26 protein-coding genes are annotated in these 26858 nt (G+C 68.9%); 12 read left to right on the top strand and 14 right to left on the bottom strand.

Features of this window, described 5'->3' with window-relative positions:
* The 3 genes from IMZ11_RS15700 to IMZ11_RS15710 all read left to right on the top strand — a co-directional run.
* Window positions 1-1508: acyltransferase family protein (locus IMZ11_RS15700; protein WP_228642040.1), on the top strand; the 1508-nt coding region annotated here is incomplete at its 5' end.
* Window positions 1509-1568: 60 nt separating this feature from the next.
* Window positions 1569-2711 carry a glycosyltransferase gene (locus tag IMZ11_RS15705; RefSeq protein ID WP_228642042.1) on the top strand — a complete coding sequence of 381 codons (1143 nt, stop codon included), beginning with the start codon at window positions 1569-1571 and terminating at the stop codon, window positions 2709-2711.
* A gap of 100 nt (window positions 2712-2811) precedes the next feature.
* Window positions 2812-3546: an acetoacetate decarboxylase family protein gene (locus IMZ11_RS15710; RefSeq protein WP_228642044.1), complete on the top strand. Its 735-nt coding sequence runs from the start codon at window positions 2812-2814 to the stop codon at window positions 3544-3546.
* Window positions 3547-3606: 60 nt separating this feature from the next.
* On the opposite strand, the gene IMZ11_RS15715 is transcribed toward IMZ11_RS15710, so the two are convergent.
* The 6 genes from IMZ11_RS15715 to IMZ11_RS45250 form a co-directional block, all read right to left on the bottom strand.
* Window positions 3607-4488, bottom strand: coding sequence for a glycosyltransferase family 2 protein (locus IMZ11_RS15715; RefSeq protein ID WP_228642046.1), 882 nt, complete (start codon window positions 4486-4488; stop codon window positions 3607-3609).
* 202 nt (window positions 4489-4690) lie between these two features.
* Window positions 4691-5449 carry a CDP-alcohol phosphatidyltransferase family protein gene (locus tag IMZ11_RS15720; RefSeq protein ID WP_228642048.1) on the bottom strand — a complete coding sequence of 253 codons (759 nt, stop codon included), beginning with the start codon at window positions 5447-5449 and terminating at the stop codon, window positions 4691-4693.
* Entirely contained in the window at window positions 5427-6467 is a 1041-nt protein-coding gene (locus IMZ11_RS15725) for an iron-containing alcohol dehydrogenase family protein (protein ID WP_061253704.1), read from the bottom strand. Before IMZ11_RS15725 ends, IMZ11_RS15720 begins: the two co-directional genes overlap by 23 nt.
* Window positions 6468-6626: 159 nt before the next feature.
* A complete protein-coding gene (locus tag IMZ11_RS15730) occupies window positions 6627-7358 on the bottom strand; it encodes a sugar phosphate nucleotidyltransferase (protein WP_228642050.1) in 732 nt (243 codons plus the stop codon).
* 121 nt (window positions 7359-7479) lie between these two features.
* The gene (locus tag IMZ11_RS15735; RefSeq protein ID WP_255706530.1) at window positions 7480-8121 is read right to left on the bottom strand and encodes a DUF5941 domain-containing protein; all 642 of its coding nucleotides are present in this window, start codon (window positions 8119-8121) and stop codon (window positions 7480-7482) included.
* Window positions 8118-9719: a CDP-alcohol phosphatidyltransferase family protein gene (locus IMZ11_RS45250; protein WP_308066796.1), complete on the bottom strand. Its 1602-nt coding sequence runs from the start codon at window positions 9717-9719 to the stop codon at window positions 8118-8120. Before IMZ11_RS45250 ends, IMZ11_RS15735 begins: the two co-directional genes overlap by 4 nt.
* 92 nt (window positions 9720-9811) lie before the next feature.
* Between IMZ11_RS45250 and IMZ11_RS15745 the strand changes: the two genes are divergently transcribed.
* Window positions 9812-11218 (top strand): bifunctional cytidylyltransferase/SDR family oxidoreductase, encoded by a 1407-nt coding sequence (locus IMZ11_RS15745; RefSeq protein ID WP_228642052.1) that lies wholly within the window; start codon window positions 9812-9814, stop codon window positions 11216-11218.
* Window positions 11219-11236: 18 nt separating this feature from the next.
* The gene (locus IMZ11_RS15750) at window positions 11237-13012 is read left to right on the top strand and encodes a CDP-glycerol glycerophosphotransferase family protein (protein WP_228642054.1); all 1776 of its coding nucleotides are present in this window, start codon (window positions 11237-11239) and stop codon (window positions 13010-13012) included.
* A gap of 6 nt (window positions 13013-13018) precedes the next feature.
* Here IMZ11_RS15750 and IMZ11_RS15755 read toward each other — a convergent pair whose 3' ends face one another.
* On the bottom strand, window positions 13019-14005 hold the full coding sequence (locus IMZ11_RS15755) for a glycosyltransferase family 2 protein (RefSeq protein ID WP_255706531.1): 987 nt from the start codon (window positions 14003-14005) through the stop codon (window positions 13019-13021).
* Here IMZ11_RS15755 and IMZ11_RS45255 point away from each other — a divergent pair.
* Together IMZ11_RS45255 and IMZ11_RS15760 are read left to right on the top strand one after the other, a co-directional pair.
* Window positions 14004-14129 (top strand): hypothetical protein, encoded by a 126-nt coding sequence (locus tag IMZ11_RS45255; RefSeq protein ID WP_255706532.1) that lies wholly within the window; start codon window positions 14004-14006, stop codon window positions 14127-14129. The two genes, IMZ11_RS15755 and IMZ11_RS45255, sit on opposite strands and share 2 nt — an antisense overlap.
* A gap of 7 nt (window positions 14130-14136) precedes the next feature.
* Window positions 14137-15621, top strand: coding sequence for an LCP family protein (locus IMZ11_RS15760; protein WP_228642056.1), 1485 nt, complete (start codon window positions 14137-14139; stop codon window positions 15619-15621).
* Window positions 15622-16006: 385 nt separating this feature from the next.
* Here IMZ11_RS15760 and IMZ11_RS15765 read toward each other — a convergent pair whose 3' ends face one another.
* On the bottom strand, window positions 16007-16708 hold the full coding sequence (locus tag IMZ11_RS15765) for a TetR/AcrR family transcriptional regulator (protein ID WP_228642058.1): 702 nt from the start codon (window positions 16706-16708) through the stop codon (window positions 16007-16009).
* Window positions 16709-16824: 116 nt separating this feature from the next.
* Here IMZ11_RS15765 and atpB point away from each other — a divergent pair, with 116 nt between their 5' ends.
* Together atpB and IMZ11_RS15775 are read left to right on the top strand one after the other, a co-directional pair.
* A complete protein-coding gene (gene atpB, locus IMZ11_RS15770; protein ID WP_228642060.1) occupies window positions 16825-17613 on the top strand; it encodes a F0F1 ATP synthase subunit A in 789 nt (262 codons plus the stop codon).
* Between the two features lie 402 nt (window positions 17614-18015).
* Complete coding sequence (locus IMZ11_RS15775; protein WP_228642062.1) at window positions 18016-18366, top strand: hypothetical protein; 351 nt, start codon at window positions 18016-18018, stop codon at window positions 18364-18366.
* Window positions 18367-18506: 140 nt separating this feature from the next.
* Here IMZ11_RS15775 and IMZ11_RS15780 read toward each other — a convergent pair whose 3' ends face one another.
* Both IMZ11_RS15780 and IMZ11_RS15785 read right to left on the bottom strand, forming a co-directional pair.
* Window positions 18507-18836, bottom strand: coding sequence for a DUF4288 domain-containing protein (locus tag IMZ11_RS15780; protein WP_228642064.1), 330 nt, complete (start codon window positions 18834-18836; stop codon window positions 18507-18509).
* A 62-nt stretch (window positions 18837-18898) separates the two neighbouring features.
* On the bottom strand, window positions 18899-19462 hold the full coding sequence (locus tag IMZ11_RS15785; RefSeq protein WP_228642066.1) for a hypothetical protein: 564 nt from the start codon (window positions 19460-19462) through the stop codon (window positions 18899-18901).
* A 562-nt stretch (window positions 19463-20024) separates the two neighbouring features.
* On the opposite strand from IMZ11_RS15785, the gene IMZ11_RS15790 reads away from it, so the two are divergent.
* A complete protein-coding gene (locus tag IMZ11_RS15790) occupies window positions 20025-20501 on the top strand; it encodes a signal peptidase II (RefSeq protein ID WP_228642068.1) in 477 nt (158 codons plus the stop codon).
* Between the two features lie 455 nt (window positions 20502-20956).
* On the opposite strand, the gene IMZ11_RS15795 is transcribed toward IMZ11_RS15790, so the two are convergent.
* Together IMZ11_RS15795 and IMZ11_RS45940 are read right to left on the bottom strand one after the other, a co-directional pair.
* Window positions 20957-21451, bottom strand: a complete 495-nt coding sequence (locus IMZ11_RS15795) for a hypothetical protein (RefSeq protein WP_228642070.1) — start codon at window positions 21449-21451, stop codon at window positions 20957-20959.
* Between the two features lie 335 nt (window positions 21452-21786).
* Entirely contained in the window at window positions 21787-22425 is a 639-nt protein-coding gene (locus IMZ11_RS45940) for a hypothetical protein (protein WP_305075881.1), read from the bottom strand.
* A gap of 805 nt (window positions 22426-23230) precedes the next feature.
* Between IMZ11_RS45940 and IMZ11_RS15805 the strand changes: the two genes are divergently transcribed.
* Together IMZ11_RS15805 and IMZ11_RS15810 are read left to right on the top strand one after the other, a co-directional pair.
* Window positions 23231-24178, top strand: a complete 948-nt coding sequence (locus IMZ11_RS15805) for a LysR family transcriptional regulator (protein WP_228642072.1) — start codon at window positions 23231-23233, stop codon at window positions 24176-24178.
* A gap of 684 nt (window positions 24179-24862) precedes the next feature.
* Entirely contained in the window at window positions 24863-25471 is a 609-nt protein-coding gene (locus IMZ11_RS15810) for a peptidase inhibitor family I36 protein (protein WP_228642074.1), read from the top strand.
* Window positions 25472-25645: 174 nt separating this feature from the next.
* Here IMZ11_RS15810 and IMZ11_RS15815 read toward each other — a convergent pair whose 3' ends face one another.
* Entirely contained in the window at window positions 25646-26143 is a 498-nt protein-coding gene (locus IMZ11_RS15815) for a nitroreductase/quinone reductase family protein (RefSeq protein WP_228642076.1), read from the bottom strand.
* A 213-nt stretch (window positions 26144-26356) separates the two neighbouring features.
* On the bottom strand, window positions 26357-26827 hold the full coding sequence (locus IMZ11_RS15820) for a hypothetical protein (protein ID WP_228642078.1): 471 nt from the start codon (window positions 26825-26827) through the stop codon (window positions 26357-26359).
* Window positions 26828-26858 lie beyond the last annotated feature (31 nt).

Genomic DNA, 26858 nt, shown 5'->3' on the forward strand with positions numbered 1-26858 from the left:
ACCCCCACGCCACCACGCCCGGACCGGACCCCCTGGCCGCGCGTGACCCCTTCTCCGCCCCGGCACAGGACCCCCTCGCCGCGCCCGTACAGGATCCCTTCGCGCCGCCCGCCGCGGACCAACTGCCCAAGCGGTCACGCCGCGCGTCTCTCCAGGGGCAGGCCCCGACGCAGGCGATGCCCGCCGTCCCCCCGGCGGCGCCGGCCCAGCAGTGGCCCGAGTTGCCCGCCGACCCGTGGGACCCCTGGCGTCGCGCGGACCACGACGTCCCGCAGGGCCTCGCCGTACCGAGCACGGTGGAGCCTCCCCCCGCCGCCCCGGCCGCTCCCCCGCCGCCGAGCCCGGAGCCGCTCCCGCTGCCCGCGTGGGCCCAGGCCCCCCAGCAGACGTCGCCGTACGCTCCCGGCGGGATGCCCGGCTTCGGCGAGGTCAGGCCGCCCACCGGCTGGGAGGAGCAGGAGCCCGAGGAGGAGCCCGCTCCCCAGCCCAAGCGGCGCGACCCGTACCTGGACAACGTCAAGTTCCTGCTGATCGCGCTCGTGGTGACCTCGCACGCGATCCGCCCCACGGTCGGCGCGGACGCCAACCGGGCGCTGTACATCTTCATGTTCTCGTTCCACATGCCGCTGTTCGTGATGATCAGTGGCTTCCTGTCGAAGAACTTCTGGAACTCGAACGCGAAGACCAACAAGCTCGTCGACACCTTCCTGGTGCCGTACGTGATCGTCGAGTTCGGCTACAACCTCCTCCGCGTGGCCTTCGGGCACAAGTGGAGCATCTCGATCCTCGATCCGTACTGGCTCAACTGGTATCTCCTCGCGCTGTTGTTCTGGCGGTTGTCCACTCCGGTGTGGAAACGCATGCGCTACCCGCTGCCCACCGCGGTGGTCGTCTGCCTCTTCTCCGGCCTGTCCCAGCTCAGCGGTGATTTCAGCATCGACCGCGTGTTCGGCCTGCTGCCCTTCTTCGCGATGGGCCTGGTCCTCAAGCCCGAGCACTTCGAGGTGCTCAAGCGCACCCCGGTCCGGATCCTGGCCGGAGTCACCCTGCTGGCCTGGGCGGTCGCGGTGTACGTCCTCGCGCCGCGCCTCAAGCTGGGCCTGTGGTACTTCAACGCCAGCTACCACGACCTGCACATGACGTGGTGGTACGGCATGGGCTTCCGCGTCGTCTTCCTCGCCGGGGTCACCGTGATCTGCTTCAGCGTCATGGCCCTCGTGCCCCGGCGCCAGATGTGGTTCTCCGAACTCGGGACGCGCACGCTCTACGCGTACCTGCTGCACGGCGTGCCCGTGATGATCGCCAAGGAGATGGGCTGGCTGAACGCCTCGTGGCTGAACGGCCCCCTCGGCGTCGTCGCCATCCTCAGCGGCAGCTTCGCCCTGGCCACCATCCTGTGCCTGCCGGTGACCCGCACGCTGTTCAAGTGGATGCTGGAGCCCCGCCTCGCCTGGCTGTACCGCAGGCCCAGGAAGAGCAACGATCAGCAGCCGGAAGTTCAGCGGTAGTTCCGCATGGATTAACGCGGCACATCCGGGCTCGACGGGATAGGACCGCAGAGTCGTCGCATGAGGGTATGTGTCGGCACAATCGTCCACCACCCCGAGGACGCCCGGATCGCGCACAGGCAGATCCGGGCCCTGCTGGACGCGGGGCACCAGGTCACCTACGTCGCGCCCTTCACGGACTGCAACGTGACGCCGCCGCCGGAGATCCGGGCCGTCGACGTGCCGCGCGCGGTCGGCATGCGGCGCGCGAAGGCGCTCAGAGCGGCGCGGGCCGCGTTGTCACGGGGCTGCCGGGACGCCGATCTGCTGCTGGTCCATGACATCGAGCTGCTGCTCGCGCTGCCCCGCAGGAGGCCCGTGACGGTCTGGGACGTCCACGAGGACACGCGAGGACTGCTGGAGGCCGAGGCGCCCCTCCCGGGGCCGCTGCGTCCGGTTCTGCCGCGTCTGATCGACACTCTGGAACGGCGCGCGGAGCGCCGCCTGCATCTCATGCTCGCCGAGGAGTCGTTCCGCGACCGGTTCCCCGGCGGCCACCCGGTGGTGCCGGACCACACCTACGTCCCGTCCGCGCCGCCCCCGCCGCCGGGCGACGACCGGCTGGTCCACGTCGGCCGCCTCTCACGGGCGCGCGGCGCCGCCGAGCTGATCGAGCTCGCCCGGCGCCTGCGGCCGTACCGGATCCGGCTCGACCTGATCGGCCCGGCCGACCCGGGGGTACGGCCGCTGCTGCGGGACGCCCAGCGGGAGGGCCTGCTCGACTGGTTCGGGCACGTGCCCAACACGCACGCGCTCCGGATGGCCGAGGGTGCCCTGGCCGGCCTGTCGCTGCCGCACGACGTGCCCGCCTTCCGGAACACCACGCCGACGAAGGTCGTCGAGTACATGGCGCGCGGCCTCCCGGTGATCACCACGCCGCTGCCCGGCGCCGCCTCGCTCGTGCTCGGGACCGGGTGCGGCACCGTGGTCCCCTTCCCGGCGGAGGGCGCCGAGAGCACCGTGGACGCGACGGTACGGGCCGTCCTCGCCCTACGGGACGACCCTGAGGGGCGCACCGCGATGGGGGCCCGGGGTCACGCCGAGGCGCGGCGCCGCTTCCACTGGCCGGTACGCGCCGCCGAGTTCGTGGCCCAGCTCGAACGCTGGGCGCAGGCCCCGGACCGGGTCACGGCCCGCCCGCGCGGGCGCGCCCTTCCCGCCTGACCGCGCGGGGGTGCCCTCCGTGAGCCGCCGGGATCCGGCGCGACCCTCCCCGCGAGCCCACGGCTACCGCCGTGGCGCCGATCTTGTTCTACTTGGAGATGTGAGAAGCCATCTCGTCCAGGGACGCCGGATCGACATGCCGGTACGGATCAGGGACGCGTCGGCGTGCGCCGCGACCTATCTCGTACGGGCCGACGCCGCCCGCGCCGTGATCGCGTACTCGGGACTGGACGTGACCGAGGTGCTACCCGGAAAGGCCGCCTGCACGCTGGTCTTCGTCCAGTACCGCGACGGAGATCTGGACGCCTACCACGAGTTCGGCATGGCGTTCCTGATCCGGCCGCCGGGTGCCGGACGCCCTCCCGGGCGCGGCCTGCTGGCCGGACTGAAGGACGTCCGCGCGGCGGGCTCCGGCGCCTTCGTCCACTGGCTGCCCGTCGACCAGGGGTTCACCCTGGAGGCGGGACGGCGGATCTGGGGCTTCCCCAAGGAACGCGCCGAGATCGACCTGCGGCTGGCCACGCCGTACAAGCGGTGCATCCTGCACAGGGACGGGCGGCTGGTGCTCGACCTGCTGCTGCGTCCCGGAGTCCCCCTCCCGCCGGGGACCATGGCGCCGATCGACGCCTACTCGCACCTCGACGGGATCACCCGGCGCGTTCCCTGGACGGCACGCGCGAGCGGTGTCCGGGCTCGGCCCGGCGGCGCCCTGATCAGGCTGGGGAACCATCCGATCGCCAAGGAACTGAGCGAGCTCGGCCTACCGGGGACCGCGCTGATGACGGTGACCGCGGATCACGTGACGATGTCGTTCGAGGACGCCGTGCCCATGTGAACCCGTGCCCATGTGAACCGGTGACCGGAGTGCCGGGCGCCCCGCGTCGGCGCGCGGCCGTCAGACGATGGGCGGGCGGCCGAGGCGCAGCATCCGCCACGCCGTACGCCAGGCCATCGGGCGGCGCTCACCGGCGGGCTCGCGCAGACCTTCGCGGAAGCCCTGGAACCACGCTTTGAGCGACGGGCCGGACCGCTCCCTGAGCAGGGTGAGGGCGATCCAGTTGCCCAGGTAGAGGACGGCGAGCGGCCAGGGCAGGTTCCTGCGCGCCAGCCACACCCGGTTGCGGGCGTTCAACCGGAAGAAGTCGGAGTGCCGGGTCGGCAGCACCAGCGGGTGGTACATGACGGTCCGGGCGTCGTACTCGATCCGGTAGCCCTCGCCCAGCAGCCGCCAGGCCAGGTCGGTCTCCTCGTGCGCGTAGAAGAAGCGCTCGGGCAACCCGCCGACCTGGAGGAACGCCGACCTCCTGATGGCGCAGGCGCCGCCGAGGAAGGTGGTCACCGGCGAGGAGCGCTCGGGGTCTCCGGCACGGAGCCGGGGGACGTGCCGGCGCTGCACCGAGCCGCCGTCGGGATCCATGACCCGGAAGGAGATCACCGCCAGGTCGGGCTCGGAGGCGAACCGCTCACGGATGTGCGCGACCAGCTTGGAGTCGGCGTACCACCCGTCGTCGTCGAGGAACAGCACGACGTCGCCCGAGCACTCCTGGACACCGCGGTTGCGCCCCATGGGGATGCCCGCGTTGTGGCCGATCCGTACGGTCCTGATCGTCGCGGCGGAGCCGGGACGTGGCCGCGCGCTCAGCGGCGGCACGTCCGCGCCGTTTCCGACGATCACCACTTCGACGTCGCCGTCGGTCTGCGTCAGCGCGGACTCGACCGCCCGGTCCAGCTCGGCGACCCGGTTGCCCATGGTGAGGATGACGCAAGAAATCTTCACCGCGTCATCGCCTCGACGCGTGACAGAGGGCACACGATTTCATGATCACCGAGTCTGTACGGCTGAACCATCCCGGACCTGTCTGGTTTACTGCGAATCAAGGGTATCGGAACAGCCGCCGAACCCCCACCAAACACTCCGACGCGGGAAGCCGCCCCGTGGTTCCCCGATTCGTCGTCGGCAAACCTCGCCCGCCGTCCGTTCACGACAGCCGCCGCGACGCCAGGATGCTGACGAGGTGCAGGACGAGCTGGAGCAGAGCGATCACCGCACAGGCGACGGTCAGGATCCGCGTCGCCGGGAACCAGAAGTCGAGCACCGCGGCGACCACCACGATCAGGGACAGCTCGACGGCCTGGATCACGCGGTGGAAGCGCAGCGCGGCGGCCACCTTCCTGGCCGCGCCGAGGCGGCGCGACTGGAACTGACCCGCGGACGCGTCGGTGGCGGCGATCAGACCGGACCGCGCTCTGGCCACGTCGACCAGGTCGGTCTCCGCCTTGATCAGGATCGCGCCGAGCGCGGCCACGACGCCGAGCACGGTGTACCAGTCGGGCAGCACCTCCGAGGCGCGGAAGCCCAGGCCGATGAGCAGTGCCGCCTCGGCGAGGTAGTGGCCCACCCGGTCGAGGTAGACGCCCGTGATGGAGGTGCGTCCGGTCCACCGGGCCAGCTCGCCGTCGGAGCAGTCGAGCAGCAGGTAGACCTGGATCAGCACCGCGGCGCCGACGGCGGCCCAGAGCCCGGGGAGCGCGAGCACGGCTCCCGCCAGCACGCCGCACAGGATCATCAGGCCGGTGACCTGGTTCGGCGTGATGGGCGTCTTGGCCAGCACCCATGTCGCGTAGATGGACAGTTTCCGCATGTAGAGCAGGCCGGCCCAGTGCTCGCCGCTGCGGCGGTCCATCGTGGTCTGCGGCTGCGCGACCGCGCGCAGCTCAGCGACCGACGGCGCGGACATAGTCCTCCACCCTCGTCCTGACCTCGGTCTCCGACAGACGGAGGTGTTCGAGGATGGTATACCTGCCGGGCCTCGTCGACGGTGCCAGCATCACGGCGGCGGTGAACTGCTCGGCCGTCAGGCCGACGTCTCCGGGAGTGACGGGCAGCGCGTGCCGCCTCAGGCAGTCGGTGACCTGATCGAGGCGGCGAGAGTCCTCTCTCAGGAAGAAACAGAACGCCGTGCCGATGCCGGCGAGCTCGCCGTGGTTGGACGTTCCGGGAAAGAGCTGATCCACGGCATGAAGGATCTCATGGTCACCACCGCTCGAAGGACGGCTCGACCCCGCGATGACCATCGACATGCCGGAAAGGATCAGAGATTCGGCCAGGACGGTGAGGAAAGCGTCGGACTCGATGGAGTCGGACCGCCCGATCACCGCCTCCGCGGCGGTGCGCGCCATGGAGATGGCGAGGCCGTCGATCGGCTCACCGCGCTCGGCGTTGCCGAGCTGCCAGTCCTCGATCGCGGACAGGTTGCTCATGACGTCGCCGACCCCGGACCGGACCAGGGCCTCGGGCGCGTCGTGCACGAAGTCGAGGTCCACCATGATCGCCAGCGGCATGGGCACCCCGAAGGAGCCCTTGCCCCCGTCGTGGACGAGGGAGGCGACGGGCGAGCAGATCCCGTCGTGCGAGAGGTTGGTGGCGACCGCGACCATCGGGATGCCGGCGAGTGACGCGGCGTACTTGGTCGCGTCGATGGTCTTTCCCCCGCCGATGCCGATGACCGCCTCGTACGCGCCCTTGCGCAGGTCGGCACCGAGCGAGACGGCCGCGTCGACCGAGCCGTCGGGCACCCGGAAGACCCGGGCTTCTCCCAGGGACGGCGCGATCACCTCGGCGATCTTGTCGCCCTGGCTCACCCCGACCGCCACCGCCACCCGGCCCGAGGTGGCGACCCGGCTGTCGGACAACAGCACACCGAGTTGCGCGATCGCGCCCCGCCGTACCTCCATCGTGAGGGGGGCGGGGAGCATCCTGGCCAGAATCGGCAAGAGGGTCTCCTTAGGGGACGAGGGCCAGTGCCCCGACCGGCGGGATCTGCGCGGAGGGAGTGGCGTCCAGGGGGGTGCATCGCGAGGCGGCGGGGTGCCGCTCCGGGCGACGCGATGGGGCGGGGATCGACCGGAGGGACACTAGTAGCGGCACGCGATCTCGCGAGCCTTGGACAGATCGTCGTGGTTGTCCACCTCGACCCAGTCGACCTTGCCGATCGGAGCGACGGAGATCTTCTCGCCCCGGTTGACCATCTCCTGGTAGCCGTCCTCGTAGTAGAGCTGCGGGTCGCGCTCGAACGTCGCGCGCAGCGCGTCGGCGAGCCGCTCGGCGGCGCCCGGACGGATCAGCGTGGCGCCGATGTACTCGCCGTACGCCTTGGCCGGGTCCATCAGCTTGGTGATGCGCTTGAGGCTGCCGCCGTCGAGGGTGACCTTCATCTCCTCGTCGGCCAGCGACTTCACGTCGTCCACCGCGAGGAGGACGTCACTGGTGTCGTCGGCGGACAGCAGGGTCTCCTCGACCGAGACAGGGTGCACGGTGTCGCCGTTCACCAGCAGCGCGCCCTGGGCGAAATGGTCGCGCGCGCACCACAGCGAGTAGGCGTTGTTCCACTCCTCCGCCTTGTCGTTGTGCACGAGCGTCAGCTTCACGCCGTGACGGCGCTCCAGCTCCGCCTGACGCTCGTGTACGGCCTGCGCCTGGTATCCGACGATGACGACGACGTCACGCAGGTCCACCGCGGCGAGATTGCGCAGCGCGATGTCGAGGATCGTGGTCTCGCCGTCGACCGGCACGAGCGCCTTGGGCAGCGTGTCGGTGTACGGCCGCAGGCGGCGTCCGGCTCCGGCGGCCAGCACCATTCCCAGCAACGTGCACTCCTAGAGGTCGATCGACTGACAGTAACCCCAAAGATTAGTTGCCTTTGTGCCGTGATCGTGTAATCCGTACGTGGTCGGGGGTTCATCACGGGCCGGCCCGGTCACTCGGGGATCAGTCTCCGGCGCCGAGATCGGCGGCCTCGACGCCGGAACGCGGCGCCGCCAGCCAGCAGGTCAGGCTCTCCCAGCAGAACAGGCCCCACAGGTAGAGGCCGAGCAGCGCGAACATCGCGGTGACCAGGTCGACGGCGCCGCCGATCGCCACGGCCAGCATCCGCCCGTCCCAGCCCAGCCCGGCCACCGGCAACCACGAGGGCGGGTAGACGTGCTGCCGCACCCGGTAGACCGTGTCGTAGTGGTGGAACACGATCGCGCCGAGCAGCGCGAAGATCAGTAGAGGCGGGACGCCGTGCGCGAAGCCCACGCAGGCGATGAGGCCGTACTCGGTGAGCCGCAGGATCGGCGGGACCATCCAGTCGAGCCGCCCGTCGTGCCGGTGCGAGCTGCCCGGCCCGGCGAGCAGCAGGGCCACCGCCGGACCGAAGACCGCCAGGCCGTCGCTGCCCGCGACGCCGACGAGGAGCAGCACCCCGGTGACGAAGGCCCCCGCGACGGCGGGCGGCAGCGGCGGGAGCTGTCCCGCCACCAGCACGCCCATCGCCCGGGACAGGGCCCCGTCGTCCCGGTACGCCACGACCGAGCTGCGCGGCACCGGCGTCATGTGCACGGAGATCATGCCCGCGCCCTCCGTCATGTGAGAGACCTGCCGATCCGCCCGGCGAGGGTGTAGATGAGCGCGGCCGTGCCCCAGGTGAGCAGCGCGAGGAAGGTCACCCTGGCGTTGAACACGGCGGCGGTGACCGCGATGAGGGCCATCCGCTCGCCGATCGGCAGCACGATGACCTTCTTCGCCCACCGGGTCACGGCGCCGAGGTCGAGCCGCCGGGACAGGCCGATCATCCGGCTCGCGACCGTGCCGCCGGTGCCGCCGGGGACGCCGGGGACGCCGAACTCGCCGCCGCGACCGCCCGCGAAGCCGCCCTTGAACGGGCCGCTCGTCGCGTCGTCCAGGCGGGGCAACTCCGAGGCGACGGAGAGCGGGAGCGGCGGGCGGTTCCCGGCGGCGCCGTCCTTGGCGGCGTCCGCCACGGCGCCCGCGTACGAGAAGTCGATCATATGCCGGATGGCCTGCAGCAACATGGCGGCGACCGCGAGCGCCCAGATGCCGCCCGGCCCGGTCGCCCCGCCCTGCGTGGTCCCGGCGTAGCCGATGGCGAGGCCGGCGTACACGAGGTATTCCTTCACCCTGTCGAAGGTGGCGTCGAGCCAGGCGCCGAGCGGCGAGAAGCCGCGGGTGTAGCGGGCGAGCTGGCCGTCCACGCAGTCCAGCGCGAACGACAGGTAGAGCGCCACGGCGCCGGCGATCTGGGCGGTCCGCTCCCCCGCCGAGAACCAGATCGCGGCGATCACGGCCAGGCCGACCGAGACGCCGGTGACCGCGTTGGGCGTCATGCGCAGCCGCGCGGCCAGCCGTACGAGATGGGGGGACCACGTGCTCACGCAGAAGGTGGCGAACAGGCCGTCGTCGGACTTGACCGCGGCCCGCAATCTCGCCCCGGTCTCGTCCACGTCGGCCAGCCGGCGTATCGCCTCCTCGGCCGCGGGCCGGCTCCCGACCCGCTCACAGCGCAGCCCGCCGAGCGGGGCGGCGCGTACGGGCACCCCCGCGCGGACCAGGCCGGCGAGCAGCAGGCCGGCCACCTCGGTGTCGCTCACGCGTCCGAGCCTGCGGTTCTGGGCGAGGTCGGCGAGTTCCTCGGCCACGTCGGCGAGGCTCGCCAGGTGGGCCTCGCCCACCTGGAGGACGCCGCGGAAGGTGGCGTCCGGCGACTCGACCTGATGGAAGGAGTTGCCCGCCGCCGCGATCTGTCCGCACTCGGTCCGCACCGGAGGGAGCAGCGGGGTGGCGGCGCCGGGCGCGACCAGCGCGCCGGAACCGCGCGAGGGATGGTCGAGCAGTACGGCCAGGGCCTCGGTGTGAGCCACGAGATCGCCGTGGAGCACGGCCACGGGGCAGGTGGAGGCGCGGGCCACCTTGGCGACGGCGCGCAGGTCCTCGGCGAGCCCGCCGCCGGTGTCCTCGGCCCGGATCACGACCTGGACGTCACGGACGGACAGCGTCCGGAGCTGGCCGGTGACACGTTCGAGGAGGCTCGTCCTGCCGCAGACCAGAGCGGCCGCGGGTGTCGTCGCGAAGACCACGGCGACGGCGCCGGGTGTGGTGCCCGGGGTCCCCCGGGCCGCTTCTGCCCCCATGGTCTCCCGCTCCACTTCGATCACTGCCGTGTCCACACCGCAACGTAACTGAGCGATCACTAGGTGGCAATGCCATTCGGCAGCGGTTCGTGAACGGCCTCCGGGTATGGTCAGTGCGGGGAGGCATCATGATCGCGAAATCGCGTCTGCGCACGGTCGGCGTCGTACTGGCCGGCGGGGTCGGCCAGCGGGTGGGACTGAACACCCCCAAGCAACTGCTGAAGATCGCCGGCAGGACCATTCTGGAGCACACGCTCGGCGTGTTCGACGGCCATCCGGAGATCGACGAGGTCATCGTGCTGATGACCCCCGGTTTCACCGACGAGGTCGCCTCCCTGGTCGAGCGGAACGGCTACACCAAGGTCACCCAGATCCTCGAAGGCGGCGCCAGCCGCACCGAGACCACGTGGCGCGCCCTCCAGGCGCTGGGCGACGAGGAGTGCGACGTGCTGCTGCACGACGCGGTCCGGCCCCTCGTGGAGCCGCGCATCATCAGCGACTGCGTCGCCGCGCTCAGCCGCTACGAAGCGGTGGACGTGGCCATCCCCTCGTCGGACACCGTCGTCGTGGCCGTTCCCGGGCCGCGCGGCGAGATCATCCGCGACATCCCGGACCGTTCGCGGCTCCGGCGCGGCCAGACCCCCCAGTGTTTCCGGCTGTCGGTCATCCGGGCGGCGTACCGGCGGGCCTTCGCCGACCCCGACTTCGACAAGCTGCCCGCGACGGACGACTGCGGGGTCGTCCTGCGCTACCTCCCCGACGTGCCGATCTACCTGGTGCCGGGCAGCGAGCACAACATGAAGGTCACCCACCCCGTCGACGTGTTCATCGCGGACAAGCTGTTCCAGCTCGCCGAGAGCACCGCGCCCGCGCTGACCGAGGACGGCTACCACGAGGCGCTGCGCGGCAGGAGCCTCGTGGTCTTCGGCGGCAGCTACGGCATCGGCGCCGACATCGTGACGCTCGCCCGGGGCTACGGCGCGACCGTGCACTCCTTCTCCCGGACCGCGGGCGGCGTACGCGTGCAGGACGCCTCCGCCGTCGAGGACGCGCTCGCCGGGGTGTACGCGGAGACCGGCCGCATCGACTACGTGGTGAACACGGCGGCCGTCCTGCACATGGGCAAGCTCGGCGAGGCCGACCACACCACCATCGAGGAGACCGTCGGCGTCAACTATCTCGGTCCGGTCAACATCGCCCGCGCGTCGCTCAAGTACCTGGCGGAGACCAGGGGGCAGCTCCTCCTCTACACCTCCTCGTCGTACACGCGGGGCCGGGCGGACTACAGCCTCTACTCCTCGACCAAGGCGGCGGTCGTCAACCTCACCCAGGCGCTCGCCGACGAGTGGGCGGACCAGGGCGTACGGGTGAACTGCGTCAACCCGGAGCGCACCGCCACGCCGATGCGGCTGCGGGCCTTCGGTGACGAACCGGCGGGAACGCTGCTCTCTTCGACCGCCGTCGCCCGTACCAGCATCGACGTGCTCATCTCCCGCCTCACCGGACACGTCGTGGACGTGCGGCTGACCAGGTGAGTGGGTAGGCAGCCATGCATGGGGGGATCGTTCAGGGGGAGAAACGCCCTGCTCATCGGGGTCGTGCTCGCGTCGTATCCGGCACTGGTGGGGGCCGCGCTGTACCCGCTTCCGTGGGTGTTCGTGGTCCTGGTGCCGGTGTCGTACGCCGCGGAGCTGGCCCTGCCGCGGCGGGCGGCCGAACGGCTCGGCCGGCTCCAGCTCGCGGCCACGCCGCGCTTCCTGATGCGCGAGATGGCGGCCGTGCTGCTGCTCGCCAGGACCGCGGGAGCCGAGTCGCCGTGGTTCGCCCTCCTCGCGGGCGGCCTGTTCCTGTTCCACTGGCTGCGTGCCGTCCAGAGCGCGCTGGCCACCTATCTGAACCGATGCCACAACCTGAAGCCGGTCGACACCAGGAACATCGACGTCACGTTCCCTCCCGCGCCGCCTGAGACGCTCGTCAACTGGCGCGGCGCACGCCTGCTCTACCTGGACGTGCTCCCCGTGGCGACGGCCGCGTTCGGCGCCCTGGCCGGCATGGACTGGCTCGGCGCGGCCGGTGTGGGGGCGGCGCTCGGGCTGGAGATCACCGCCCTGTTCGCCTTGTATCTCCATGTGGTGCGCGCCGCCCCTCTGGCCGACCGGCGGCGGGTCATCGCCTCGGTGGACGACGAGGTACGCGCCTACCGCCCCGAGGTGCTGCTCTACTTCTCCGGCCCGGCCGACTCGGCGTACCAGGCGACCATGTGGCTGGGCACGCTGGAGCGGATCAGCAGCCGGGTGCTGGTCGTGCTGCGGGAGCGCGACCTGCTGACCGCGCTGGGCCGCACGACCCTTCCGGTGCTGTGCATCCCCTCGGCCGTCGACATGATGAACTTCCGCGGCCTGGACACCGCGCGGGTCGCCCTGTTCGCGTCCAACGTCGGCAACAACATCCACATGCTTCGGATGCCCGGCGTCACCAGCGTCTTCATCGGGCACGGCGACAGCGACAAGGAGGCGTCCTTCAACCCGTTCACGAAGGTGTACGACGAGGTCTGGGTCGCCGGTCCCGCCGGGCGGGACCGCTATCGCCGCGCCCAGGTGGGGGTGCGGGACGAGGTCGTCGTGGAGGTCGGCCGGCCCCAGCTCCACGGGGTGCGGGCGAGCGGTCCCGGCCTGCCGTACCCGAGCGTCCTGTACGCACCGACCTGGGAGGGGTGGACGGACGATCTGTTCCACACCTCGGTCGTCGCGATGGGCCCCACCCTGGTCCGGAAGCTGCTCGCCCTCGGAGCGCGGGTGATCTACAAGCCGCACCCGCTCACCGGCCACCGTTCCGCGCTCGCGCGCGAGGCGCACGCCGCGATCATGCGGCTGCTGCGCGAGGCCGAGCCGGGGGCGGCGGCCCCGCCGCACCTCGCGGTGACGGGGGACGAGCCGCACCTGTACGAATGCTTCAACCAGGCCGACCTGCTGATCAGCGACATCTCCAGCGTGATCGCCGACTTCCTCGCCGGCGGCAAGCCGTACGCGGTCACGAACGTCGCGGGGCTGCCCGCGCACGAGTTCCGGGAGCGCTATCCGACCGCCGCGGCGGCGTACCTGATCGGCCCGGACTGCGGTGAGCTGCCCGGCGTCGTGTCACGGGTCCGCCCGGAGGAGGACGTCCTGGCGGGTGCGAGGCGCGAACTGAGGGCGTACCTGCTCGGCCCCGACCACCCGGACGCGCTCACCCGGTTCGACGACGCCGTCACCGCCGCCGGCGCCCTCGCCAGAGCCGGCGCGGGCGACGCGGGGAAAAGCCTCGCGACGGCCGGGGACGAGGTCGCCTAGTCTCCGCTAGTCTCCGCGGAGGTTCTGCGACAGGGCCGTCTGCCGCGCCGGGCGGGGCTTGCTGAGGCTCGGCGGACTGGTCAGGAAGCCGGTGCCCCAGGAGACGTGCATCGTGACGTAGACCAGCGGGAGCCTGAGCAACGCGGCGGCGGACAACCCGCGGCCGGTGAGCACGGAACCCGCCAGGATCGCCGCGAGGTAGACCCCGGGAACGAGCAGGCCGGGCCAGAAGAACGGCGAGACGACGATGCCGAGGAGCATGGCCAGCACCGCCGCCGGCGGCGCGAGGTAGCGCAGGTTGATCGTCCCCTGGTGGGTCCGGGAGACCACGCGCCGCCAGCGACCGTAGTGGAAGTACTGCTTGGCCAGCGCCCGCGCCTTCGGCCGGGGACGGTAGGACACCCGCATGCGCGGCTGGAAGAAGACCAGGCCGCCGGTCTCGCGGATGCGGTGGTTCATCTCCCAGTCCTGGGCACGCTGGAAGTGCTCGTCGTAGCCGCCGACCCGCTCCAACGCCGCACGGCGGAAGACGCCGAGGTAGACGGTGTCCGCGGGACCCGCCTGGCCGCCGGTGTGGAACCGGGCGTTGCCGACGCCGATCTTGGAGGTCATCGCGCACGCGACGGCCTGCTCGAACGGGGTGACGCCCTCGGCGGCCATGATGCCGCCGACGTTGTCGGCGCCCGTCTGCTCGAGCGTCTCGACGGCGGTGGCGAGGTAGTCGGGCGGGAGCATCGCGTGCCCGTCCACCCTGGCGATGATCGGATTTCGGGACGCGGCGATGGCCGCGTTCAGGGCGTTGGGGGTGCGACCCGTGGGGTTCGGCACGACGACGACGCGCGGATCCGCCGCGGCGATCGCGTCGGCGACCTCCTGCGTGCGATCGCGTGACGGGCCGATGCTGAGGACGACCTCGATGGGGCCCTCGTACTGCTGGGCGAGGACCTGCCGTACGGCTTCCGCCAGGTGCCGCTCCTCATTGAGCACCGGCATGATCACCGAAATCGGCGGCCAGTCGCGCGCGGGCGACGGGCTCTTTTGTGGCGAGTCGGGGAAGGGCTTCATGGCCTGGCTCACGCTACTGTACGTGGGGGCGAAGACGGCAACCGAAAGGTGACCCACGGATGCGTGGCGACCACGAGGAGGACTCCGGCGTCCACGTAGGGGGCGACGGCAACGGCGGTGTCAGACTCGCGGCGCAGCGGGCCAGACGCGGGCGCACCAGCCTCCGATCGCTGATCGTCTCCGGTTCGCTCTCGGGAGCGGTGTTGCTCGGCTCCGGCGCGCTGTGGGCGATTCCCAACTACGCCGCCAGCCAGATCAGGTCGGTCGACGCGGGCATCGACGAGTCGGTGCCCCAGGGCGCGATGAACATCCTCCTGGTCGGCCTGGACAAGCGCGACGACCTCACCCGGCAGCAGCAGAACCAGCTCCACCTGGGCCGCGAAGAGGGCCAGCGCACCGACACGATGATGGTGATCCACCTCTCGGAGGACCACAGGAAGGTCACGGTCGTCAGCCTTCCCCGGGACACCTGGACCGAGATCCCCGGCCAGGGCATGCACAAGATCAACTCCGCGTACCAGTACGGCGGGGCGAAGCTCGCGGTGCGCGCGGTCCAGCAGGCCACCGGGCTCAAGATCAACCATTATGTCGAGGTCAACGTCCTCGGCTTCATCGACGTCGTGGAGTCCCTCGGCGGCGTCACCGTCTGCACGCCGGTCCCGATCAACGACCCGAAGACGAAGCTCGACCTCCAGTCCGGCACGTACAACCTCAACGGGGCGGACGCGCTCGCCTACGCGCGCACCCGGGCCACCGCGCGCTCCGACCTGGACCGGATCGATCGCCAGCAGCAGGTGATCTCCGCGCTCATGCAGAAGGCCCTGAGCGGCGGCACGCTCACCAACCCCGCCAAACTGACCGGCCTGGTCAACTCGGCACTCAAGACGCTGACCGTCGACGACGCCCTCAAGAAGGACGTCTTGGGCCTGGTCGGCCAGCTCAAGGACGTCTCGACGGACGACGTGTCGTTCGCGACCGTCCCCCTCTCCGACGTGAACTTCACGACTCCGACCAACGAGTCCGCCGTGCTGTGGGACAAGAAGGCCGCCCGCGAGCTGTTCCAGCGGATCGACTCCGACCAGCCACTGAGCGGGCCGACGGCCGCGGCCTCCCCCGCCGCCTCCGGGAAGGCCGCCGCCTCTCCCAAACCCAGCCCCTCCGCCTCCACGGCGCTGACCGTGCCGCCGGAGCGGATCGCGATCCGCGTGCTGAACGGCACGCTGATCACCGGCCTCGGCGCCAGGACCAAGACCGCGCTGATCGGGGCCGGCTTCATGGTGCCCGCCGCTCCGGGCGACACCGCCAACCGCGACTTCACCACCACCGTGATCCGGTACGCCAAGGGCCGCGAGGACTCGGCCCGCACGGTCGCCGCCGCGATTCCCGGCGCGGAGCTGCGCGAGGCGGATGTCCAGGGGATCGAGGTCGTCGTGGGCCAGAACCACAACACCGTCAAGAAGGTGAAGGTCACCGTCACCCCCTCCGCGGCACCCACGCCCTCGCCGTCCGCCAAGACCGCGACGGAGAACATCTGCAAGAAGTGATCACGTTGTCCGGGTGATCTGGGCGCGCGCTCGCTTGCACTGGTTCTCGACATTCCGTGCATGGAAAGATCACGAACGCCGAATATGCTCCGCGTCGTGCCGCTTACCGCCAAACCGGTCACACTTGTCGCCGAACCGGACGAGGCAGACGCGGGGCAGGGCCCGTGGGCTCCCCCTCGACGCTCGCGTCGGCTCGCGTCGGCTCGCGTCGGCTCGTGACGGCTCGTGACGGCCGTCCTCTCCGCCGTGGCTGTGGTGACGGGTGCCACGCTTTCCGGATGCTCGGGCCTGGCGCATTTGACCGGGCTGGACTGCATCGGCGATCCAGCGACCGGCGAATGGGGAGACCGAGCGCTGGAGGAACCGATCCTCCGTGGCCGCATGGTTAGCCCGCCGGTCGCGGGAGGTCGGTCGCGAGGCCGTTGAGCAGGCGTTCCAGTCCGTACTCGAACCGCTCCTCGATGTCGGCGTACGCGCGGCCGCCCTCGGTCGCCATCCTGGCGACCATGGGAAAGTCGCCGCTCGCGATGACGGCCATCATGAACGGCGCCTGGAGAGCCGTCCACCCCTTCAGGTCGAGGCCCGTGCGGCGCAACGCCTCGGCCTCGGCCAGCTCGCTCTGCACGAACCCGTTGACATAGGCGAAGACCGCCCCGATGAGCGTCAGCATCTCGTCGACGCCGAGGCCCAGGCCGTCCACCATGCGAAGGGACGCCTCCAGCAGCCGCAACCGGTTGGGGCTCGCCCCCTGGCGGCTCGCGGCCAGGGGCGCCAGCCACGGATGGCGCAGGACGGTCCGCCGGGCCTGCCGTGCCATCGCGCCGAGATCGGCCCGCCAGTTGCCGGAGAGGGCGGTCCCCTCCGGGAGGTAGTCAGCCACCACGGCGTCGACCATCAGCTCGATCACGTCGTCCTTGCCGGAGACGTAGCGGTACAGCGACATGGTGCCCGCGCCGATCTCCGCGGCAAGTCGCCGCATCGAGATCGCCTCCAGCCCCTCCGCGTCCGCGACCCGGATCGCCGCCTCGGTCAGCGCCGCCCGGCTGAAGCTCGGCTGCGGACCCCGGGAGGGGCGCTCAGGGCGCATCCACAGATTCTCCGGCACGTTCCATCGCCCCCATTGCGTACGCCGTACCTGGTTGAGTATGGTCGAAAAGTAAGTGAGTACGCAGTACCCAGTTTTGTGGACTACGAGGAGCGCCGGTGGCGATTCGCCTGGCAGACGACGTGTTCCGGGCTCCCGGAGTGGAGCTCTTCGACTTCCCGCCACTGTGGTCCGGTGCCCCGTTCTGGCTGACCAAACCGGTCGTGATGGCCGTGACCGGGGCGTTCCTGCTGTGCGCGCTCGCCTGGGCCGCCTTCGCCAAGCCCGCGCTGGTGCCACGGGGCATGCAGAACGCCGGAGAGATCGTCTATCTCTTCGTCCGCGACCAGGTGGCGCGGCCGTTCCTCGGCAAGGACGCCGACCGCTGGATGCCGGTGCTGCTGAGCCTGTTCTGCCTGATCCTGCTGTGGAACTTCATGGGAGTGATTCCGGGGATACAGTTCCCGATCAACTCCCACATCGCGTTCCCTATCGTGTTCGCGCTCGTCGCCTACGTGATCAAGATCTATCTCGGCATCAGGCACCAGGGCCTCGTCGGCTACTTCAGGAATCTGATGTTCCCGCCGGGATTGCCCAAGGCGCTGGCGCTCGTGCTGTACGCGCCGCTCGAACTGCTCTACACCTTCGTCACGGCGCCGTTCACGCACGCCGTACGGCTGTTCGCCAACATGTTCGCCGGGCACCTGCTCCTCGCGTTCTTCAGCGCGGCCGGTTTCTGGCTCCTGTACGAGCATCCGACCGTGGCCGGGGCGCCGGTGGGGCTGCTGAGCGTGGCCGTCGCGGTCGCCATGACCGGGTTCGAGATGTTCCTGCAGTTCCTCCAGGCGTTCCTGTTCACCATGCTCACCGCCATGTACATCGGCGGCGCCCTCCGCCCCGAACACTGAACGCGGAAGCGGTCGACGGACAGGTCCGATGACCACGTCTGATTGACGGCGAATCACAGACGATTCAGTGCTCGTGACCCTGCTCGTCCTGCGCCGGATCGACGCGGCCGCCCGGGTCACATCGGCGCCGCGGCGCACCGGGCTCTCATCCGCTACCTGATCTGGGCGCACCGGCCGGATGAGGCTCGCCGCTCCCCCGAAGTCGGATCCCGAGGCCCAGGCCGGTGAACACAAAACCGACTGACCGGAGCAGGAGAACCGGCATTACCGACGTCTGCCACACCGATCCGACCGGAGATTCCCCAGCTGATCACCGACGACCTTGTGTGGATATGCTGGCCGCGTCGGGAAGGTCGGCGCCTGGCATTCGTTCCCCCCGTTGCCGGCCACAAGGAGCGACTGATGGCACTCTCAGCGGCCGCCCGTTGGTCGGGAGCAGTTCTCGCCGTTCTCCTGGTGAGCGGCTGCTCGTCACCTCAGTTGGGCGATCGTGGCGGGCAGGAGGAAGCGTCTCCTGACAAGATCAGCGATGTCGACTACGTCGAGGTCTTTCGCAACGTCGACAATTTCCCCAACATCGCTCGCGTCTGCATCGAAGGCGTGGCCTTCGCCAGCACGTCGAGCGGGGTACGCGGTGAGAACGGTGTCGCCAATCCAGCGCTGCTGCGCGTCCCGGAGTGGGACGCCAAATGCACGAGTCACGCGAAGCCCGGACAAGGACCCACGGTGACTTCCACGCCGTCGCCCGGCTGACGCGTTCACGTCGGCCGCGAGCGTACGAACGACTCTCGATGAGAACGGGAGCCGGAGTGACCGGGTGGCGTCTTCGGGTCTCGCGTTCGCCGAGAAGAATGAACTGATCTCCACCCGCCGATCAGCCGATACGTCGCAGGTTACGAGATGTGACCATGACGCTCGCGCCCCGTATCGAAAAAGGTGTCGAGATACTCTTCCGGGTCGAGATCACTGTCTCGCAGGAGGGAGAAGATTTCCGTTCCCGAGCTGATCGTTTCATTGTCCAGATAATACGCCTGCGCCAGGCCAAGATATTCGAACGGACGGTCGTCGACATATTCTTCGGCCTCACGCTCCGCCATGGCTATGGCCTCGTCGAACGAATCGGCCCTCCAGAGGGTGAGGCGTTCCTCGTAGGTATCGTACGGCTGACGCCACCTGAAGACGCAGCGGACCGCATACCAACCCGTTTCAGGCGTCTCGTTCATGACGCAAGGATGCCAGACGCCGCCGCCCACCTCAACGGAGGTTGACGCACCCGTCGCCGCCGTCATTGTTTTCCCGGCCAATATATGCGTGCACTGACCTGTCCGGTCGAATTCTTGTCCGCCCATTTGGCCGGCACTTCACCACTGCTTGTTACGGTGGTGGCCGCCGAGTAGTAGCCCGCCCGAGGAGGATTCGCCGTGAACGGCCCGCATCTCTGATATCCGTCGCCGAGCTTGATGAGGCACTTGTGCGGCTCTCCCTTCGCGTTCTCCGCGTCCCTCCACCACGCCCACACGACGACTTCATTGGGATCATCCGGACTACCCGGTTCGACGTCGACATAGATCTCGAGACTGTCGCCTTCCCTGCGAATACAGGGGTTCACGAGCGCCCCTTCGATCAAAAGGTTGTCCTTGCCTCGGCATGCCGTCGGGATGCCAGGTTTCGGATTCTCCGGCGCGGCGGAAGAAGTATCCCCTCCCACCCCGGAAGGCCGCCCTTTGCCACCGGCACACTCGTCGACGACACGACAATAGACACCGACAGCCATCGTGCGGATTCCGAATACATCGTTGAACAGCGCGAGCACGGCGATTATCACGCTCAGGGTGGTCGCGGTGGGCAACCATCTCCGGCGACGGCGAACCGCTTCCCGACTACCCACTCCCGCCCTCCGCGAATCTCCGCAATACGCTTCGCTCAACGTACGGAACGGGTACAGGTCAGAGGAAGTTCCCGGTTCGTTCAGCAACGGTTCCGTCTGGGCGAAGCCCGCGGAGCGAGACGCCGCATTATTGCGATACGGGCCTACCGAAAATACATAACGCCATTCGTATTCCTCGATATAGGTCAGCGGTCAGAACCGGCTTCTTCCGAACCATGACACCGTGTCCTCCCCTCTGGCCGGACGCGGCGGTGACGGAGACCGTCTCAGCGATGGAGCCGCTCCAGCGGCCGGCGGCGTCCCGGTAGACCGCCGACGGCCGGACCCTCATGACTTCTCGGCACGCCCCCTACGCCGGGCCCGGCACTGGCCTCGAACCATCAAGCTCGAACCATCAAGGACGACACCGCGCGACCCGTCTCTTTGTCGTTACGATGCGAGAAAGCTTCAGATTGCGAGGTAAGAGTTGTCGGTCGGACAGAGTTCGCAGAGGCCGAGGCGAGACCTGCGGCTGTACGGGTGGATGCTCGTGCTGGCGGCGGTGGTCCTTCTCGCAGATCAGTCCTCCAAGTTCTGGGCGACCTCGGCACTCTCGGACGGCGAGCGCATCACGGTCATCCCGAACCTGATCCGGCTGCAACTGCTGTACAACCCTGGTGCCGCGTTCTCGATCGGCGTGGGCGCGACGTGGGTGTTCGCCCTGACGGCGGCTGTCGCGGTCGTCGGTTTGCTGTACGTCGGGCGGCGGCTGCGCTCGCCCGCCTGGACCGTCGTGCTGGGCGCGCTGCTGGGTGGCGCCACCTCCCACCTGCTTGATCGCCTTTTTCGTGCCCCCGGCTTCGCCCAGGGGCATGTCGTCGACTTCATCGACTATGGCGGCCTGTTCATCGGCAACGTCGCCGATATCGCTCTCACCGGGAGTTGCGTTCTGCTCGTGCTGCTCAGCCTGCGTGGCGTCCCCCTCGGGGATGTAGCCGACAAGGCACATTCTGACTCATAGCCGGACGCAGGTCCGGACTCACCGCGGCACGGGTGTCTTCGACGTACTCCCCTATAGCGGGAACAATGTCTTTGACGGCAACTTCATCCCCTTCGTGTTGATCTGAGCGAGACCGAAGGGAGTGGCCTGCCAGCGTCTAGACCACCCGCGCACCATCTCCCTGAACGCAAATCCTCTCCTTCCACGATTGGGCCACCGGCCAGGTTTTTTCCATCCCAATACGACATCACGCACTACTGCGTACCATTTTCCCATACTTGCAGAAATTGTGATTTTTGCAGTAGTACTGGGCATCCCCGCGGCGTTTGTGTGCGGTTCCGTCTTCTTCGCGGCCACCGAACGGAAGGCACGTGGGACAGATCGGAAGGTCACCGAGAAGTCCGAGCGCTCGCTATCGCCGAGTAGGTCAGGAGTCGCCGCAACCAGACGAAGATCCACTCGACCTGAACCAGCTGTCAGACACCGAGTTCATCACACAGGTCGACGTAGCGCTCAAGATGATCCGGGTTGCTCCGGAACTCGCCGAGACCGATCACGTCGAACTCATCCGCCGACGCGGAGGCCCGCACGCCAAGTGCGGCAAGCGCCTCGTTTATCGATGCCTGATCAGCTGTCAGTCTCCTTCTACCGGCGAACGCCACAGCCCACTGGTCGCCGATACCGCCGAAGTAATCCGTCTGAATGATCGCGAACCGCGGCTCGTCCGTGCCGGTCACCTCACGAACGAGGTCACACAGCACCGCCTCGTCCGGGAACGTGGCGGGGAGGCCGTCAGGCAGGTCGAGCTGTGCGCTACTGCCCCGTCTCGCGGCCCAGTAGGCCGAGAAGTAGTGATCGATCGGGAACACACTGATGTCGTCGTGCACGAGTTCGGCACGCAGTCCCACTGAGTGGCCGTGCCCGGCGTCAACCCGTCCGGCCACAACGAGAGCACAGATATGGTGTCCCACGCCCGAAGCCTAATCGGCGGTCGTGGATCGCGCCGCGCGCGGGTTGTGGCACGACAAGTACAGGCACCATGCCGGAGTCGAGGGCACCATGCGCCAGGCCATCGTGGTCACCTACGTGCGCGCCCGCCACCGTGACCACGTCTTGTCCGCTGCGGCGCTCAACCTCGTACGCCTGGTCGCCTGGTGGAAGGGGCATCTCCTGACCAGGGGCGCACCGGCCACCTCGCCCGCCTCGAACTCGCAGAACTCGCTGTCGCCGCCTGAGCTGGGTCAGTCAGGAGGGTCCCGACTTCCGATGCGGACCGGCACGGGTGCCGTACCGGCCCGCACAGTCGCTAGCCCCGCTTCAGGCAGATCACGAAGATGTGGCCGGAGACAGTGGCCGTGCCGGTGCCGGTCCTGCTCAGGCGGACCATCCAGCCCTGGCCGTCCTCGGGGGCCACGGGCTCGCTGGCGTAGACCTGAGCGTTGATGAGCTGCGGGAACGAGTACCCACCGCCGGTCACCACATCGCCGCCGTTGCAACCGATCGCCCCCGTGGCGGGCGCGTTGAAATCCATGCTCCTCCGGTAGGTCGAATAGACGGCGCCGGGGCCGGCCTCACCCTTGGGGCCCTGCGGGCCTTCGGGGCCGCGCTCACCCTTCGGACCGGCATCGCCCTTCGGACCAGCGTCACCCTTCGGACCGGCATCACCCTTCGGACCTCGGGGACCGGCGTCGCCCTTCGGGCCTTGATCGCCCCTGCCGCCCGTCGTCACGGTGCTGCCTCCGATCGTTATCCGCTCCTCGGTCCTGCGGCAGGCAGTCGACGCCTTCACGATGCGCGCGTACCGGGTCTTCTTGTGGACGCAGGCGTACACCTCGTTCGTCGCTGACGAGGCGGTGGCAACACCGCCGACAGCGAGGAGCGAGGCCGCAAGCGTTCCGGCACTGATGATGGTGAGCGTGCGCCCACCGCGAATCTTCATAGTCATGGCTACCTTTCAGGAAAGTCACTTACGCGAAGAGGGACGGAGTCGCGACGGCCGAACGGTCGCGGACGCCGCCGGAAACGGCTCAGCACCTCGCGGCGATCGCTGAGTCCGGGAACGCGATGCCGGAGCGGCATGGTGTGGATCTCATTGCCGACGTGCCCTTGTCGAGGAGGGGGTAGGACCGCCGAAGACCAGGGGGTCGTAGCCGTCGCCGGCGAACCCTGTGTTCTTCACGGCAGGCAGGCCTGTACGGGTCCGGTCCGGCCTCCGGCCGGGATCGACCGTATGGTCGTCGCCGCTTCCATGGGCAGAGATGATGGCGTGCGTCCTTGCGAGCGACTTGTGAGTCCTTGTAGCAGAATGGCGCTCGGCGAGGGCCGGATGGATGATCAGTAACGACCTCGTCGCCTCCGAGCGGCCTTCCATGAGCGTCGATCGCGGCTCTGGTCATCGGACTTCCCGTACTCGCCGCAGCGATCGCGGCCCTCGCCGGCCCCGGTCGGCTCACCCGGTCGGACCTCACGCCGACGCCCTCGGCTTCTGCCAAGCCGCGGTTGGCTCCTCCGACATAGAGGGCGTTGCGGGTTGTCGAGGTCCCGGTCCCCGCGCAGGTACGCCGCTTGACCCGGTTGACTTCCCTCCGCGAGCGCACGATCGGCTCATACATCGAGCTGAGATCGAGATATGTGTTCCCAAACGGACTGTCCAGAGTGCCAGCGACGTAGAGTTGCGCTTTTCTCACGCAAACGATCAAGTGGCATCAATTCACCATGAAAGCCGTAGCTGAGTACTTATACTTCGCCTTATGGATCGCAGTGGCGCCAGCCGGGGGCGGCGCTCTCGAGACGGGGCACTTTCCCGCGAACCCAGCCTTCACCAACTGCGGTTGTTTTTGGTGCTGGCCGAAGAACTCCATTTCGGCCGTGCCGCTCAGCGTCTGTTTCTGACACAGCCGGCGCTGAGCCAACAGATCCGGGCACTGGAGGACCGGCTGGATATCAGCCTGGTGCAGCGCTCCTCCCGTCGTGTGGATCTCACCGCCGCCGGCCGGGCTCTGGTATCCGAAGCGCGTGGCGTCGTGGCGGCCATGGACCGCTTTCGAAAGATGGCCGCCACCCGCGCTCGGCAAGTGCGGGGCCACCTGAGGATCGGCGCCATAGGCGGTGAGGCCTTCATGCCTTACGTGAACGCCATCCTCGCCGAACTCTCCGCCCGGCACCCTGGTATCACGGTGGAGATCCGCTCCCTGGACTTCGTCGAGCAAACCTACGTCCTGCACCACAGAGAGGTCGACGCCGCGTTCCTCCGGCCCCCTCTGCCGCCCGGGGTACGGAGCCTGCACCTGGCGACAGGGTCCCGCGTCGCCTGTCTGCCCGCCGACGACCCACTGGTGGCTCAGGCTCCGCTGACCTTGGCCCAGTTGTCCGACCACGTGGTGGTCGATGTCCCGATCCCGGAATTGCGGGAGTGGTGGGACTACTGGACGGTCAACCCCCGCCCCGACGGCAGGCCCGTACGCTACGGCCCCGTGGCCGGGGACATGGACGCGCTGCTGTCGGCCGTCGCCCGAGGCCAGGCCATCGCCTTCCTGCCCACCGAGGCGCGCCACGACTACAGCCGCCGTGGCGTCGCGTACGTCGATGTCACGGATCTGCCCCTCTCGACGTCGGCCCTGGCCTGGCTTTCCGACCATGACCACTCCCCTGTCGCCGCTCTGCTTCAAGCGGCACGCGCCGTGATAGAGCGCGACTGAAAGGGCTCGACGTCACACATGTGGCCGAAGGCGGCGCCTGACGAAACACCGTTGGGTCCCCTGGGTCATCTCGGACGATCCGCAGGCGGAGCCGCGCCGCCAATCGCTGTCTGAACGGGTTCAGCGCCGGCTTCTTCTTCCGGGTCCGGCGGCGGCGACGCTCGGCGCTCAGCGGCCTCACCAGGAACTCGACGGTCTCGCGGCGCATGTCCAAGATGGCGCCGTAAGTGATTTCGGTGGGTGCGCGGAGCCCTCTCAGTTCGACCACACACAGTCACGATCCGTTGCCTGTTCACCGGTCACCCCGACGGCGTGGTGGCCGGCGAGGATGCGCGTAGGCCGGTTGCCGCGCTCCCGCGCCACTATTTGCATTCATAACGAATAGTTTATCGATCTCACCGTCTTACTTATGGCTGGAATCTGGCACCTTTCGCCAGGGCGTGAGATTGTTCCGACAGGGCACCCGATGGCGATTTTACCAACGGAACCAAGTCGGGGAAGGAGAAGATTGCGCAGCGAAATCGCCAATTTCGTCGTCGCGGCTTTCCCGCCACACTTCCAACGGCCCTCGCCCGTACCCGCCTCTGCTAACACCGGCGAAACCGTTCCCCAGGGCCACATCGCCCGATTACGAAGTCGCGTACACCATCGAGAACGAGGAGATTCATGTCCAGGTCAAGAGTCATGGCTGGTCTGCTGGCCGGCATCGTCACCGTGGTCGTCGCTGCCACGGGCACGGGCCAGGCGATGGCCAAGTCCGCCCCGGGACAGGAACCGGTCGCCTCGCACGGCCTTGACGCAGCGGACGAGGCGTTGCTCCACCGGCCTGCCCGCTCAGACGAAGAACTGCGCAGGCAGATCGCGCTGCAGTTGAAGATCGCCCCTGGGGGCCGGCAAACCGCTCGCAATGAGGTTACGTATGGCGATGGAACGTTCGTCGTCACCTACGCCCTTCCCCAGCAAGATGCCTCGACGGTGAGTCCGCTATCAGCGGCGGCCGTGGCCGACTGTCCGTCCGGCTGGTTCTGCTTCTACGACGGGGACAACTACGTATATCCCCGAGGGAAACTCAGTGACCGCGGCTGGCAGGACCTCGCTACATATGGCTGGAGCGACCGTACAAACTCGGTTCACAACAACACGAACACCTTGGTGCAATTCATCCAGCACTTGGACTACGGCGATCCCGCGAACGGCCACGGCTATGACTACAACATCTTCGGGGTTTCGGCTGGAAATCAGACTTCCCATGTGAGCCCTTCCGACGCGGCGGACCACGTGTACCGGTACTGATCGCTCGGCGGCGCGCCGGGCGGGCCGGGCGGCCGGTCGACGCCGCAGTGCCGGCACGAGCACCTCCGTGATCCCACCGGCCACGCCTCGCCCGGGCGTGGCCGGTTCTCGCCTTCAGGTGGCAGGTTTGTGGGCGCTGAGCGGTTCTGCCAGGGCAGCCGACGGGCGATGCACTCATCGTCGGCTGTGGATCAGGAAGACCGGATACCGGCTCGCGATCCCCTCGAACTCCGACAGCGGTGCCCGCCGGTCTACGGGGATGTGAGGCCGCGCGCCGGGAGCGACGGCGAGATAGCGACGTAGCACGGGAGCCCGTCGCTCCACCGGAATCTCTTCCAGCATGACCGCCTCACGGCCACGCCGGTGCAGGATGGCGTGCCCATCTGCGGCGCGGACGTTGCGCACCCAGTTCGCGTTCGGTCCGAGCATCGACACCAGGAAGCGCTCCCCGTCATGGTCCGCGACGGCGACCGGCACCGATATCGGCCGTCCTGTACTCCTCCCGACCACCTCCAAGGTCACCGCGTTTCGTGGGAAGAAGACTCCCGATGCGTACAGCAGTGCGTCAACGCGGTTCATCGCCCGCATGAACGCCCCGGGCCGACCACCTTCGTACAGCTTGCGCTTGAGCCCACCGAAGTACCCGACCAACGACTGGATGATCCGGTTCATTGCGACCCTCCGGGAGCGGTCGCAGTGAGCGATTCCCTTGCGATGACGTCCTGGCTCAGTCGACGATCCGCCACATGCGGCGGTCGCCCGTCTCTTGCTTCGACGGCGACGGGCTGCCGGTTCAGCCGACGCAACAGCCGATATCTCGGAAGGATCACGACTCCGGGTTTCTGCGGACACCGTTCGCGGGTGGGCCTGAGGTCACGCATTCGGTCATGCCTGCGATGTCGGCTGCGATGTCGACTGCGATCTCTTCCATAGCAGCGCGACCGCCAGGAGTCCTGCCAGGCACGGCAGCATCCCGACCCAACCGAGCAATGGCGGCAGGCCGGTGTCCCCAGAGGTGTCCCTCACGAGCAGGTCGAACAGGGCGATGCCCAGGCCGAGCGCGCACACCAGGGTCACGACGCCGCGGGCCCACCGCTTGCCCGTCCTGGCCGCCCAGATGGCGCAGAACCAACAAATGACGCCGAGTGCCCCGACAACCGACAGGCAGACAAGCCACGTCATGACGGCGGCGTCGATGCGCCCCTGCGGGAAGGTGGGATAGCCGGCCCGGATGTGGCCGGCCAGCACGTTGCCGGTGGCGAGGTCGATCCACGGGACGATCATCGCGACGACGGTGAGCCCGAGGCCCGCGTACATCGCGCCGATGGCTGATCGCGCATGTCGGGTCTTTGTCATCGAACTGTCTCCTTCGAAGTCGACCGCACAT

This window comes from Microtetraspora sp. AC03309 (assembly GCF_020826795.1).
GTDB classification, from domain to species: Bacteria; Actinomycetota; Actinomycetes; order Streptosporangiales; family Streptosporangiaceae; genus Microtetraspora; species Microtetraspora glauca.

Bases quoted from the DNA above. Each gene is read 5' to 3' on its own strand.
- IMZ11_RS15705 (WP_228642042.1), top strand. From the start codon at position 1,569: ATGAGGGTATGTGTCGGCACAATCGTCCACCACCCCGAGGACGCCCGG.
- IMZ11_RS15720 (WP_228642048.1), bottom strand. From the start codon at position 5,449: ATGTCCGCGCCGTCGGTCGCTGAGCTGCGCGCGGTCGCGCAGCCGCAG.
- IMZ11_RS15725 (WP_061253704.1), bottom strand. From the start codon at position 6,467: ATGCTCCCCGCCCCCCTCACGATGGAGGTACGGCGGGGCGCGATCGCG.
- IMZ11_RS15735 (WP_255706530.1), bottom strand. From the start codon at position 8,121: ATGACGGAGGGCGCGGGCATGATCTCCGTGCACATGACGCCGGTGCCG.
- IMZ11_RS15745 (WP_228642052.1), top strand. From the start codon at position 9,812: ATGATCGCGAAATCGCGTCTGCGCACGGTCGGCGTCGTACTGGCCGGC.
- IMZ11_RS15750 (WP_228642054.1), top strand. From the start codon at position 11,237: ATGGGGGGATCGTTCAGGGGGAGAAACGCCCTGCTCATCGGGGTCGTG.
- IMZ11_RS45255 (WP_255706532.1), top strand. From the start codon at position 14,004: ATGATCACCGAAATCGGCGGCCAGTCGCGCGCGGGCGACGGGCTCTTT.
- IMZ11_RS15755 (WP_255706531.1), bottom strand. From the start codon at position 14,005: ATGCCGGTGCTCAATGAGGAGCGGCACCTGGCGGAAGCCGTACGGCAG.
- IMZ11_RS15760 (WP_228642056.1), top strand. From the start codon at position 14,137: ATGCGTGGCGACCACGAGGAGGACTCCGGCGTCCACGTAGGGGGCGAC.
- IMZ11_RS15765 (WP_228642058.1), bottom strand. From the start codon at position 16,708: ATGCGCCCTGAGCGCCCCTCCCGGGGTCCGCAGCCGAGCTTCAGCCGG.
- IMZ11_RS15775 (WP_228642062.1), top strand. From the start codon at position 18,016: ATGGCACTCTCAGCGGCCGCCCGTTGGTCGGGAGCAGTTCTCGCCGTT.
- IMZ11_RS15780 (WP_228642064.1), bottom strand. From the start codon at position 18,836: ATGAACGAGACGCCTGAAACGGGTTGGTATGCGGTCCGCTGCGTCTTC.
- IMZ11_RS15790 (WP_228642068.1), top strand. From the start codon at position 20,025: ATGCTCGTGCTGGCGGCGGTGGTCCTTCTCGCAGATCAGTCCTCCAAG.
- IMZ11_RS45940 (WP_305075881.1), bottom strand. From the start codon at position 22,425: ATGACTATGAAGATTCGCGGTGGGCGCACGCTCACCATCATCAGTGCC.
- IMZ11_RS15805 (WP_228642072.1), top strand. From the start codon at position 23,231: ATGGATCGCAGTGGCGCCAGCCGGGGGCGGCGCTCTCGAGACGGGGCA.
- IMZ11_RS15810 (WP_228642074.1), top strand. From the start codon at position 24,863: ATGGCTGGTCTGCTGGCCGGCATCGTCACCGTGGTCGTCGCTGCCACG.
- IMZ11_RS15815 (WP_228642076.1), bottom strand. From the start codon at position 26,143: ATGAACCGGATCATCCAGTCGTTGGTCGGGTACTTCGGTGGGCTCAAG.
- IMZ11_RS15820 (WP_228642078.1), bottom strand. From the start codon at position 26,827: ATGACAAAGACCCGACATGCGCGATCAGCCATCGGCGCGATGTACGCG.